This window comes from Rhizobium sp. 18065, assembly GCF_902706095.1.
In the GTDB taxonomy this organism is placed as follows: domain Bacteria; phylum Pseudomonadota; class Alphaproteobacteria; order Rhizobiales; family Rhizobiaceae; genus Allorhizobium.
Window position 1 is genome coordinate 220,974 of sequence record NZ_CACSJP010000004.1, and the last position, 9,881, is coordinate 230,854.

Below are 9,881 nucleotides of genomic sequence, written 5' to 3' on the forward strand. Positions count from 1 at the left end.
GGTGAACTCTTTCGGGTTCCGCCTTCCACACTCTCCAGACAATGGTGATTGATCATGCGCCTGTTCAGTTGCTCGAACTGTTCGAACGTCGTCCATTTCGAGAACAACGGCTGTGTCACATGTGGCTCGCGCCTGGCCTTCAGGCCAAGCGCGCTGGACATGGTGGCCTTGCGGCTGGATGGCAGCGCCATACTCGCCGATTCCACCGAACAAGGCTGGGCGGCCCATCCGTGTGCCAATGCGGATATCGGCGGTTGCAACTGGCTGGTCGATGACAATGACGTCTCGGGCTTCTGTGTCGCCTGCCGACACAATGTGACCATTCCGGATATCTCGATCCCCGAGAACATCGCCAACTGGCAGAAGATCGAGCTTGCCAAGCGCAACCTGTTCTATTCCCTGCTGCGCTTCGATCTGCCGATGACGACCCGCGCCGAGGACCCGGCGCAGGGGCTTGGCTTCAAGTTTCTTGCTGACGAGGTCATCGCGACCGAAGATGGCCCTGTGCTGACCGGCCATGAGGACGGTTTGATCACGCTCAATATCGCCGAGGCTTCCGATGTCGAGCGCGAGGCCCGGAGAGTTGCGCTGGGCGAGCCGTTCCGCACCCTGCTTGGCCATTTTCGCCATGAGGTTGGACACTACTACTGGAATGTTCTGGTGCGCGATCGTGGCGAATATGATGCGTTTCGCGCAGCATTTGGCGACGAGAGGGTCGACTATGGCGAGTCCCTCACGCGACATTATGCCGAAGGTCCGATGGTCGGCTGGGAGCTCAGCTATATTACCGCCTATGCGGCAAGCCATCCTTGGGAGGATTTTGCCGAAACGTTCGCGCATTACTTCCATATCGTCGATGCGCTCGACACGGCCGATGCGTTCGGGCTCAGAACCAATCCCGAAGCCGACACGGATGTCTCGGGGCTGACGCTGAGCAAGACGTTCGACAGCTATCGCAGCGGCAGCTCGGAAGCGCTGATCCGGGCATGGGTGCCGCTGACGCTGGCGATCAACAGCATCAACCGCAGCATGGGCCAGCACGACCTTTATCCCTTCATCCTGTCGGAGCCGGTTTTCGAAAAGCTGAGATACATTCATCAGTTGCTCCGCTCCGGTCGGATGTCCTGAACAACAGCCAAAGTTGAATTGCTTAACAAGCCCGGAACTTCGGGGTTTTTCCCGCGTTAACATTTAAATAACGCGGAGATCAGTGATGAACACCCTGGCTGCTTTGATGGTAATCGTTGCTTGCCACTCGCAAGACACTTCATGTCTTGAGGAGCCGGTCGCTGTTATTTCCTATGAAACCGGCCAGGCCTGTCGCACAGCGCTGCCGCAGCAGATGCATCAGGCGGAGCGTCTTGCCGGTATCGTCTACGGCGACTGCATTCCCGTCGATGCCGAACTTGTCGCGGGTCGAGACATTCACCGTTCTATCGATCCGGCCAAGCTCGCAAGCCTCGATAGACGCACGGACGCGTCATCGGTCGAAGCTCAGGCGATGATGCCGCAGGTTCCCGCGCGTATTCCGATCCCGCTTGACCGTTTCCAGGAGATCCAATGACAGATCCCGTCCGAAACCCCGAATATCCGCCCGACCCGGCGGTCGACCGGCAGACGCTCGACATGGCGCAGCATGCAGGTCTCGATGCGGATCTCGGTTCCAAGGTGCCGCCGCGCTACGGCGCGTTTACGGTGTCCATCATGATCGGTATCCTGATCGCAATGCTTGCCGGGTTAATCTGGATTGTCTTGTAAAGCTTATTATGAAAGTACAAAAAAGGGGCCTCGCAATATGCAAGGCCCCTCGTTCTTCTTTGTCTCTGAACTTACGCCTGTCGAAACAGACGCATTGCCAGCGAGATGAGGAAGAGGATGATAAAAATTGTAAAGAGGATCTTGGCGATACCGGCGGATGCACCGGCAATGCCACCGAAGCCGAGAACACCGGCGATCAATGCGACGACGAGGAAGACGAGAGCGTAGTATAGCATGATTTTTCTCCTGTTCTGGTGGCGGAAAAACGTCAAAGATGCGGCTTTGTTCCATGCCGATCGTCGTGAACAGGCGCAAAAATCGCCTCCCCTAAAAAAAGACATGTCAGGGGGAACCTATTGGCTCCCCGGCCGTTGTCCGGCAACAAAGAAACAGAGCCGTTGGAACACATGACACATGACTCAAAGAAACCGCCGGTGGCGAACGGGTTGCCCGGCGTGAGCGCCGTTCACCCTGGCGTATCGGCGCAATTGCGTGAGTATTATCAGTCGGTGCAGGAGGAGGGCATTCCGGAGCGTTTCCTGAGCCTGCTCGAACGTCTGGATATGGCTGAACGACAGGCCGGCGAAGGTCGTCGGATCAAGGATACCACCCAATGACAGTTGATGATGAAGCGAACCAGCGCGCCTTCAAGCGCGACCTTCTCGCCGCCTTGCCAAACCTGCGTGCATTCGCGGTGTCTCTGACAGGGCGTCATCACGTGGCCGATGATCTGGTGCAGGACACCATCATGAAGGCATGGGCCAAGCAGGACCATTTCGAGCCCGGCAGCAATATGAAAGCCTGGCTCTTCACCATTCTGCGCAATGAGTTCTATTCGCAGATGCGCAAACGTGGTCGCGAAGTGTCCGACACTGACGGTATCTTCACGTCGCAGCTCTCCACGCATCCACAGCAGTATGGTTCGCTGGACCTGCAGGACTTCAAGCGGGCGCTTGATCAGTTGCCGAGCGACCAGCGCGAAGCGATCATCCTGGTCGGCGCTTCAGGTTTTGCCTATGAAGAAGCCGCTGAGATCTGCGGCTGTGCCGTTGGCACGATCAAGAGCCGCATCAACCGTGCCCGCAACAAGCTGCAGGAAATCCTTGGCGTGAGCGGAGAAGGGGACTATGGCCCCGACGCACACAGTTCAGCTGTCACCAAGAAAGCCTTCGCCCTTTGACGATGTGTCACGCCGCTTGGCTTGGGTCACGGCGTCTGCCAGTGCCTCAGGCTGCGGCGGCTTTGTCACGAATGGATAGTCATTCCGGCTTGTGCCACTCTGCGGAAACTGGTCGTAGGACGATAGAAAGACAGGCCACGCACCGGCCGCTTCGATCATGCGGCCACGCACAGTGTTGAGGCTGTCGTTGGGGGCCCCGTCCAGGATGACGACATCGAACGGGCTCCTCGAGAGTTCGCTTTCAAGCCGGGTGAGAGGCACGATCGTCACCTCGCAGGCCAGCGTTTCAGCGAGGATCCTCTCGACCTCCATCGCAATCAGATATTGGTTCTCGGCAATGAGAACACGAAGCGACGGGTTTTGCATGACTATTCCTTTTTCCAGACCCGCTTATGGTGCTGGGCTTCTCCATCGTCATTTAAAAAAGACATGTGCGGCGTTGGTTGTGTTCCTGTGAGGGAACAAACTGGCAAACAAACGAGGTAATCCCATGGCCGGGGAAACTCGCCTGAATCCAGTTCGTGTTAGTTGCTACGAATGTCCGTTGCGGCGCATGCCGCATTTTCGAACCTTTACGGAGGACGAACTGGACTTCGTCGCGCAGTTCAAGCGCGGCGAACTGATGGCTGATCCGGGGACGACGGTCCTGGTCGAAGGCGCAAAGAGCGCGCATCTTTACACGGTTCTGTCCGGCTGGGGGTTTCGATATAAGATCCTAGAAGACGGCCGTCGGCAGATCCTCAATTATATGGTGCCTGGCGACATGATCGGGTTGCAGGGGGCTGTGATGGCCGAAATGCAGCATTCGGTCGAGGCGATGACGCCGATGAAGCTGTGCGTCTTCGAGCGCAGCCGTCTGTTCAGCCTGTTCGAGCGCCATGCCGGTCTCGGGTTCGATCTGACATGGCTCGCATCACGGGAGGAGACAATCCTCGACGAGCATTTGCTGAGCATCGGCCGGCGCACGGCGATCGAACGCGCATCCTACCTGCTGGCCTTCCTGTTCGAGCGCGGGCGTGTTGCCGGCCTGCTCGACGACACTCGCCGTCATATTCCGATTACCCAGACACACTTTGCCGACACGCTCGGGCTGTCCATCGTTCATACCAATAAGACGCTGAAAAAGCTGTCCGATCGGGGGTATGTCCTATGGCGCGACAGAGGGTGCGAAGTGCTGGATCCGGAAGGACTGCAGGCGACAGCGCGCTGGACGCCGGGTGAGCCGCCAATGCGGCCGTTCATCTGACGCGGCGTGGAGATTGAGCGCAAAGCTGATCTATAGGAAATCGGCCGGCTCCATGGGAGCCGGCCGATTTCGTCTGGTCGAACTGGGGGCCCCGGATCACCGCGTCAGGCGACGATGAGCACACCGGTAAACAGGGCGATGATCAGGATCACCAGAACAATGAAAATCAGAATCTTGGCAATTCCGGCAGATGCTCCGGCCACGCCGCGAAAACCGAGAAGGCTCGCAACGGCGGCAATCAGAAGCAAGATCAGGATCCAGTGCAGCATGGTCATCTCCGTTTGATTATTCCGAACAGGTAACCGCCAGATCCGACAATTGTTCCATTTCTGCGCCGGAGGTTAGATTGTGCGGCGCAACAAAAATCGTTTTAAGCTATTCCCAATGCGACAAAAACCGACACTTGCGCACCCAAGTATACTAGACAGCCGCGCGTGCATCTGATCGGTTCCGCCGTGAAGAGTCCCTGCGACTTTTGACGGAGGGATTGGGCTTGATGGAGCGAGGTTTGAGAGGGAGATGGGTTTGAAGATCGGTTCGCCTAGGGAAATTTACGGGGGAGAGGCGCGCGTCGCGATGACGCCGGATAGCGCTGTCCAGCTGCAGAAACTCGGTTATGATTGTTCGATCGAGACGGGCGCCGGCAAGGCCGCCGGCTTTTCGGACGACGCCTATCGGGCCGTCGGCGTCACCGTTGTGGAGGACGCCGGGGCGCTGTTTTCGACGGTTGATGTCATCGCCAAGGTGCGGCCGCCGCAGACTGCGGAAGTCGATAGACTGTCTCCCGGCAAGACGCTGATCTCGTTCTTCTACCCGGCCCAGAATACGGACCTGCTCGAGCAGGCCAAATCGACCGGTGCCAATGTCATCGCCATGGATATGGTGCCGCGCATTTCGCGTGCCCAGAAGATGGACGCGCTGTCGTCGATGGCCAATATCGCCGGCTACCGCGCCGTGATCGAGGCCGGCAACAATTTCGGCCGCTTCTTCACCGGCCAGGTGACGGCTGCCGGCAAGGTGCCACCCGCCAAGGTTCTGGTCATCGGTGCCGGCGTAGCAGGCCTTGCCGCGATCGGTACCGCCACATCGCTCGGCGCCATTACCTATGCCTTCGACGTCCGCCCGGAAGTGGCCGAGCAGATCGAATCGATGGGTGCGCAGTTCGTCTATCTGGAGTTCGAAGCGAGCCAGGATGGTGCGGCGACCGGCGGTTATGCAGCACCCTCGTCGCCGGAATTCCGTGAAAAGCAGCTGGCCAAGTTCCGTGAGCTGGCGCCAGACATCGACATCGTCATCACCACGGCGCTGATCCCCGGCCGTGATGCGCCCAAGCTGTGGCTGGCCGACATGGTCGCCGCAATGAAGCCAGGCTCGGTCGTCATCGACCTTGCGGCCGAGCGCGGCGGCAATTGCGACCTGACGGTTGCCGACCAGAAGATCGTCTCGGAAAACGGCGTGACGGTCGTTGGCTATACCGACTTCCCGAGCCGCATGGCCGCTCAGGCTTCGACGCTTTATGCGACCAATATCCGCCACATGATGACCGACCTGACGCCGGCCAAGGACGGCGCTGTTGTTCACAACATGGAAGACGACGTCATCCGTGGCGCGACCGTTGCCTTCCAGGGCGAGATCACGTATCCCCCGCCGCCGCCGAAGATCCAGGCGATCGCGGCTGCAAAGCCAAAGGAAAAGATCAAGGAACTGACGCCTGCGGAAAAGCGCGCCAAGGAAGTTGCCGCGTTCAAGACGCAGACCCGCAACCAGGTCGGGCTGCTGGTCATTTCCACTCTCCTGCTTCTGCTTGTCGGTGCCTATGCGCCGGAAAGCTTCATGGGCCATTTCATCGTCTTTGTCCTGTCCTGCTTCATCGGCTTCTCGGTGATCTGGAATGTCAGCCACTCGCTGCATACCCCGCTGATGGCGGTGACGAATGCCATTTCCGGCATCGTCATCCTGGGTGCGCTGCTGCAGGTCGGCTCCAGCAACTGGCTGGTGGTGATCCTGGCGGCGTTGTCGGTGCTGATCGCGACGATCAATATCGTCGGTGGCTTCCTCGTGACACGGCGCATGCTCGCCATGTTCCAGAAGTCGTGATCGGGGAGGGGAAAAGACTATGACAATCGGTATCGTATCTGCGGCCTATATCGCCGCTGCTGTTCTCTTCATCCTGTCTCTCGGCGGACTGTCCGGCCAGGAAAGCGCCAAGCGCGCCGTCTGGTACGGCATTGTCGGCATGGCGCTTGCCGTCGCAGCCACCGTCTTTGGCCCGGGCGTTGGCAACTGGTTCATCATCCTGGTGATGATCGCCGGCGGCTCGGTCATGGGCTACTACGTCGCTGCCCGTGTGCAGATGACGGAAATGCCGCAGCTGGTTGCGGCGCTTCACTCCTTCGTCGGCCTCGCCGCCGTGTTCATCGGCTACAATGCAGAACTGGAACTCGGAACCGTTCTGGCGCTGAAGGCGGCTGGCGGCGATCTGTCGACGCTGGCCGGGTTTGCCGAAAAGCTGGCGCACAAGGATCTGGTGGAAATCGCCATCCTCAAGGTTGAGGTCTTTCTTGGCGTGTTTATCGGTGCGGTTACCTTCACCGGCTCGGTCGTCGCCTTCGGCAAGCTCGCAGGCAAGGTCGACGGCAAGGCGAAGAAGCTGCCGGGCGGGCATTTCCTCAACGCAGGTGCGGCGCTGGGCTCGATCATCCTGCTGGTGATGTTCTTCAATGGTGCCGGCATCTGGACACTGGTCCTGATGACGCTTCTCGCCTTCTTCATCGGTTATCACCTGATCATGGGCATCGGCGGTGCCGACATGCCGGTGGTCGTGTCGATGCTGAACAGCTATTCCGGCTGGGCTGCCGCTGCCATCGGCTTTTCGCTCGGCAACGATCTCTTGATCGTTACCGGTGCGCTGGTCGGCTCTTCGGGTGCGATCCTGTCCTACATCATGTGCAAGGCGATGAACCGATCATTCGTCTCGGTCATTCTCGGCGGCTTCGGCGGGACGACGGGGCCGGCGATGGAGATCGAGGGCGAACAGATCGCCATCGATGCGGAAGGCGTTGCCAATGCGCTGAACGATGCCGACAGCGTCATCATCGTGCCGGGTTATGGCATGGCGGTCGCCCAGGCGCAGCAGGCCGTGTCGGAACTGACGCGCAAGCTCAGGGCTGCCGGCAAGACCGTGCGTTTTGCCATCCATCCGGTCGCCGGTCGTCTTCCGGGCCACATGAATGTGCTGCTCGCCGAAGCCAAGGTGCCCTATGACATCGTCATGGAAATGGACGAGATCAACGACGATTTCCCGACGACCGACGTCGTCATCGTCATCGGCTCGAACGACATCGTCAATCCGGCGGCCGAAGAAGATCCGAACTCGCCGATCGCCGGCATGCCGGTCCTCCAGGTGTGGAAGGCCAAGCAGGTCTTCGTCTCCAAGCGCGGCCAGGGCACCGGCTATTCCGGCATCGAGAACCCGTTGTTCTACAAGGACAATACGCGGATGTTCTATGGTGATGCGAAGAAGTCGGTCAGCGATTTGCTGCCGATGATCAAGTGAGGCTCGCGCCTCGTTGATGTTCAAGAGCCGGGTGGAGACGCCCGGCTTTTTGCTGCCACTGCGCAAAATCACCGAGGTGTATAAAGTACAGCTTCAAACATAGGTTTCAAATCCAACATGGAACATTCTATCAATTGGTCGCATATTGTTTGACGGGGCCGACCAGCGGGGCGTATGAGTCCATGACAATCACACTCCTACCAAGCAGAGGAGACTGATATGCTGCCGATTGATTCACTGGTGCTCAGCACTGTGAATGCACCGTACAGTAAAAAGCTGGACGCGTCGGCGCTGGTCACCTGTATCCTCGACGCCGTTCAAAGCAAGGCCGCAGCCGGGCCGATGTCGTCGTTCTTCTACGAGGTCTCGCCGAAGCTCCAGATGGAGTTTGCAAAGGCGCACGGTGTCTCTATTGCTGTCTTGCTCAATGCGGCAGCATCCTTCGATGCATGGTCTGGCCAGAAGAGCCAGTTGCTCGCCGCATGATTTCCCGGTGGGAAGATCTTCTGCAAATTGCTCTCGATATGATTGACCAGTCACCTATCGGTGATGATTGGACGTTTGGCGGTGGTACGGCCATGATGCTTCAGATCGATCATCGCGTGAGCAACGACATCGACCTGTTCGTCGGGGATCCACAATATCTGGGCTATCTTGACCCGGCTAGGCGCAATTTCGGTTTCGCCATCGAACCGACGCGTTATGATGGCGATGGAAGTCGGTTCCTGAAGATCGCGTTCGAGGATGTGGGCCAGATAGACTTCATCGCCTGCGCACAGTTGACCGATCCATCCTGGACTGTGATGGAGCTCCTGGGTCGATCGATCAAGATCGAGACCATACCGGAAATCATCACCAAGAAAGTCTTCTATCGCGGAACGCATATTGCACCGCGTGACGTGTTCGATATAGCGGCTGCCAGCGCGACACATGGGGCATCTATAATTGCCGCCTTGTCCGAGTATCGAACAAAGACCGCCATCGCGGCGGACACTTTGAGACGGCTAAATCCTGATTTCGTGCTGCGCGTCATAGATCAGCTACAGGTGAAACCGGCATTCGAGTATCTGAAACCGTCCGCGATAGATGAATGCCTTGACGTTTTTTCGGCGGCCATCGCCTTGTCTAACTCCAACGCCTAGCTGCAATCTCAGCCCGGATCGGTCTGCAGTCACTGACCTTGCGCGTCGAGACTGACGCTCATAAACGAAAAACCCCGCCACATGGGCGGGGTCGTCGTTTCGACATTTTCAACTCTCAGACATCCGCCTTGAACGTCTGTTTCTGGCTGCCCAGACCTTCGATGCCGAGTTCCACCACATCACCAGCCTTGAGGAAACGCTGTGGCTTCATGCCGAGGCCGACGCCGGGCGGCGTGCCGGTGGAGATGACGTCGCCGGGATGCAGAGACATGAACTGGCTGAGGTAGGAGACCAGGTGTGCGACGCCGTAGACCATGGTCTTCGACGAGCCGTTCTGCATGGTCTGGCCATTGACCTTCAGCCACATGCCGAGGTTCTGCGGGTCGGCGATTTCATCCTTCGTTACCAGCCATGGGCCGATCGGGCCGAAGGTGTCGCAGGACTTGCCCTTGGTCCACTGGCCGGCACGTTCGGTCTGGAAGGCGCGCTCGGATACGTCGTGCGACACACAGTAGCCGGCGACATAGTCCATGGCGTCGGCTTCCGAGACATATTTCGCCGTCTTGCCGATGACGACGCCGAGTTCGACTTCCCAGTCGGTCTTCTGCGAGCCGCGCGGGATCAGCACGTCGTCATTCGGACCGCAGATGGCGGATGTCGCCTTCATGAAGATCACCGGTTCCGGCGGAACCTGCGCGCCGGTTTCAGCGGCATGGTCGGAATAGTTGAGGCCGATGCAGATGAATTTTCCGGTGCCGGCGACGCAGGCGCCGATGCGCTCGGCACTGATTTCCGGCAGGCTTGCCGGATCAAGGGCGGCGATTTTGGCGAGGCCTTCCGGCGAGATGGCGCTGCCGCCGATGTCGGTGACATGGCCGGAGAGATCACGGATCTTGCCATCCTTGTCCTGAAGGGCCGGCTTTTCCTGGCCGAGTGGGCCAACGCGCATGAGTTTCATGGTTCGGTTTCCTTTCCTGCTGAGTGGAGCGCGTGCAGCGC

General features: G+C 58.8%; 14 protein-coding genes. 10 read left to right on the plus strand and 4 right to left on the minus strand.

What is annotated here, in order from left to right; all coding sequences use genetic code 11:
- Positions 1-54: 54 nt before the first annotated feature.
- The 3 genes from GVK95_RS12280 (at position 55) to GVK95_RS12290 (ending at position 1,758) form a co-directional block, all read left to right on the plus strand.
- Positions 55-1,128: a putative zinc-binding metallopeptidase gene (locus tag GVK95_RS12280; protein ID WP_159949955.1), complete on the plus strand. Its 1,074-nt coding sequence runs from the start codon at positions 55-57 to the stop codon at positions 1,126-1,128.
- An 85-nt stretch (positions 1,129-1,213) separates the two neighbouring features.
- Positions 1,214-1,564 (plus strand): hypothetical protein, encoded by a 351-nt coding sequence (locus GVK95_RS12285; protein WP_159949957.1) that lies wholly within the window; start codon positions 1,214-1,216, stop codon positions 1,562-1,564.
- Positions 1,561-1,758, plus strand: a complete 198-nt coding sequence (locus GVK95_RS12290; protein WP_159949959.1) for a hypothetical protein — start codon at positions 1,561-1,563, stop codon at positions 1,756-1,758. The genes GVK95_RS12285 and GVK95_RS12290 overlap by 4 nt, the downstream gene beginning before the upstream one ends.
- A 71-nt stretch (positions 1,759-1,829) precedes the next feature.
- Here the strand turns inward: GVK95_RS12290 and GVK95_RS12295 are convergent, their stop codons facing one another.
- Positions 1,830-1,994 (minus strand): DUF1328 domain-containing protein, encoded by a 165-nt coding sequence (locus GVK95_RS12295; RefSeq protein WP_159949961.1) that lies wholly within the window; start codon positions 1,992-1,994, stop codon positions 1,830-1,832.
- 171 nt (positions 1,995-2,165) lie between these two features.
- Between GVK95_RS12295 and GVK95_RS12300 the strand changes: the two genes are divergently transcribed.
- A complete protein-coding gene (locus GVK95_RS12300; RefSeq protein ID WP_159950296.1) occupies positions 2,166-2,375 on the plus strand; it encodes a NepR family anti-sigma factor in 210 nt (69 codons plus the stop codon).
- Positions 2,372-2,938 carry an RNA polymerase sigma factor gene (locus GVK95_RS12305; protein ID WP_159949963.1) on the plus strand — a complete coding sequence of 189 codons (567 nt, stop codon included), beginning with the start codon at positions 2,372-2,374 and terminating at the stop codon, positions 2,936-2,938. Before GVK95_RS12300 ends, GVK95_RS12305 begins: the two co-directional genes overlap by 4 nt.
- Here GVK95_RS12305 and GVK95_RS12310 read toward each other — a convergent pair.
- The gene (locus GVK95_RS12310; RefSeq protein ID WP_159949965.1) at positions 2,906-3,304 is read right to left on the minus strand and encodes a hypothetical protein; all 399 of its coding nucleotides are present in this window, start codon (positions 3,302-3,304) and stop codon (positions 2,906-2,908) included. The two genes, GVK95_RS12305 and GVK95_RS12310, sit on opposite strands and share 33 nt — an antisense overlap.
- Positions 3,305-3,428: 124 nt before the next feature.
- Between GVK95_RS12310 and GVK95_RS12315 the strand changes: the two genes are divergently transcribed.
- Positions 3,429-4,184, plus strand: a complete 756-nt coding sequence (locus GVK95_RS12315; protein WP_159949967.1) for a Crp/Fnr family transcriptional regulator — start codon at positions 3,429-3,431, stop codon at positions 4,182-4,184.
- A gap of 104 nt (positions 4,185-4,288) precedes the next feature.
- Here the strand turns inward: GVK95_RS12315 and GVK95_RS12320 are convergent, their stop codons facing one another.
- The gene (locus GVK95_RS12320) at positions 4,289-4,453 is read right to left on the minus strand and encodes a DUF1328 family protein (protein ID WP_007605921.1); all 165 of its coding nucleotides are present in this window, start codon (positions 4,451-4,453) and stop codon (positions 4,289-4,291) included.
- Positions 4,454-4,709: 256 nt separating this feature from the next.
- Here GVK95_RS12320 and GVK95_RS12325 point away from each other — a divergent pair, with 256 nt between their 5' ends.
- The 4 genes from GVK95_RS12325 (at position 4,710) to GVK95_RS12340 (ending at position 8,882) form a co-directional block, all read left to right on the plus strand.
- Positions 4,710-6,281: a Re/Si-specific NAD(P)(+) transhydrogenase subunit alpha gene (locus GVK95_RS12325; RefSeq protein ID WP_159950299.1), complete on the plus strand. Its 1,572-nt coding sequence runs from the start codon at positions 4,710-4,712 to the stop codon at positions 6,279-6,281.
- 19 nt (positions 6,282-6,300) lie between these two features.
- On the plus strand, positions 6,301-7,740 hold the full coding sequence (locus tag GVK95_RS12330; RefSeq protein ID WP_159949969.1) for an NAD(P)(+) transhydrogenase (Re/Si-specific) subunit beta: 1,440 nt from the start codon (positions 6,301-6,303) through the stop codon (positions 7,738-7,740).
- Positions 7,741-7,959: 219 nt separating this feature from the next.
- Positions 7,960-8,226 carry a hypothetical protein gene (locus tag GVK95_RS12335; protein WP_159949971.1) on the plus strand — a complete coding sequence of 89 codons (267 nt, stop codon included), beginning with the start codon at positions 7,960-7,962 and terminating at the stop codon, positions 8,224-8,226.
- Positions 8,190-8,882, plus strand: coding sequence for a nucleotidyl transferase AbiEii/AbiGii toxin family protein (locus GVK95_RS12340; RefSeq protein WP_159949973.1), 693 nt, complete (start codon positions 8,190-8,192; stop codon positions 8,880-8,882). The genes GVK95_RS12335 and GVK95_RS12340 overlap by 37 nt, the downstream gene beginning before the upstream one ends.
- A 115-nt stretch (positions 8,883-8,997) precedes the next feature.
- Here GVK95_RS12340 and GVK95_RS12345 read toward each other — a convergent pair whose 3' ends face one another.
- Positions 8,998-9,840, minus strand: a complete 843-nt coding sequence (locus GVK95_RS12345) for a fumarylacetoacetate hydrolase family protein (protein ID WP_159949975.1) — start codon at positions 9,838-9,840, stop codon at positions 8,998-9,000.
- Between the last annotated feature and the right edge of the window lie 41 nt (positions 9,841-9,881).

Coding starts and splice junctions, on each gene's coding strand:
- GVK95_RS12335 (WP_159949971.1), top strand. CDS start 7,960: ATGCTGCCGATTGATTCACTGGTGCTCAGCACTGTGAATGCACCGTAC.
- GVK95_RS12320 (WP_007605921.1), bottom strand. CDS start 4,453: ATGCTGCACTGGATCCTGATCTTGCTTCTGATTGCCGCCGTTGCGAGC.
- GVK95_RS12285 (WP_159949957.1), top strand. CDS start 1,214: ATGAACACCCTGGCTGCTTTGATGGTAATCGTTGCTTGCCACTCGCAA.
- GVK95_RS12345 (WP_159949975.1), bottom strand. CDS start 9,840: ATGAAACTCATGCGCGTTGGCCCACTCGGCCAGGAAAAGCCGGCCCTT.
- GVK95_RS12305 (WP_159949963.1), top strand. CDS start 2,372: ATGACAGTTGATGATGAAGCGAACCAGCGCGCCTTCAAGCGCGACCTT.
- GVK95_RS12340 (WP_159949973.1), top strand. CDS start 8,190: ATGGTCTGGCCAGAAGAGCCAGTTGCTCGCCGCATGATTTCCCGGTGG.
- GVK95_RS12280 (WP_159949955.1), top strand. CDS start 55: ATGCGCCTGTTCAGTTGCTCGAACTGTTCGAACGTCGTCCATTTCGAG.
- GVK95_RS12315 (WP_159949967.1), top strand. CDS start 3,429: ATGGCCGGGGAAACTCGCCTGAATCCAGTTCGTGTTAGTTGCTACGAA.
- GVK95_RS12330 (WP_159949969.1), top strand. CDS start 6,301: ATGACAATCGGTATCGTATCTGCGGCCTATATCGCCGCTGCTGTTCTC.
- GVK95_RS12300 (WP_159950296.1), top strand. CDS start 2,166: ATGACACATGACTCAAAGAAACCGCCGGTGGCGAACGGGTTGCCCGGC.
- GVK95_RS12295 (WP_159949961.1), bottom strand. CDS start 1,994: ATGCTATACTACGCTCTCGTCTTCCTCGTCGTCGCATTGATCGCCGGT.
- GVK95_RS12310 (WP_159949965.1), bottom strand. CDS start 3,304: ATGCAAAACCCGTCGCTTCGTGTTCTCATTGCCGAGAACCAATATCTG.
- GVK95_RS12290 (WP_159949959.1), top strand. CDS start 1,561: ATGACAGATCCCGTCCGAAACCCCGAATATCCGCCCGACCCGGCGGTC.